This window comes from Neisseria sp. P0009.S007, assembly GCF_051962515.1.
The window spans coordinates 1-375 of sequence record NZ_JBQCVF010000944.1 but is presented as its reverse complement, the minus strand read 5'-3'; the positions used below and the strand labels follow the sequence as shown (position 1 = coordinate 375).

Here is a 375-nt window from a genome sequence, read left to right as displayed (position 1 = left end):
GCGCGGCTGTCTTTGAGCGAGAAATAATAATGTCCGCTGGCAGCACGGGTCAGGTTGGATACTTCGCCGGCAATCCACAAGCCTGCGAGATGGTCTTCCAACAAGGCTTTGGCGAGGGCGTTGAGTTCGGATACGGAAATGGAGGAGGGCGCGAAGAGTTCGGACATTGCGAAACAGGAAAAATTTGGGAAAGTTGAATTATAAGGGTTTTAGAGCGATTCGTTGTATTCGTTTTTATGAAACTTGCGCCCTTTGTTTTAATATTATCAAAGGCGCATGTTCAGACGGCCTTGCCTGGGCGGGCTTGTGTTATATTATCGTTTGATTTTCGCTTCAAAAGCCGTGCGTATGCCCAAACTCCACCAAATTATCGAA

General features: G+C 47.5%; 1 protein-coding gene. It reads right to left on the bottom strand.

What is annotated here, in order from left to right; all coding sequences use genetic code 11:
• The coding region (locus ACTHS3_RS17230) for an exodeoxyribonuclease VII large subunit (protein WP_440368669.1) at positions 1-167 on the bottom strand (167 nt) is incomplete at its 3' end.
• Between the last annotated feature and the right edge of the window lie 208 nt (positions 168-375).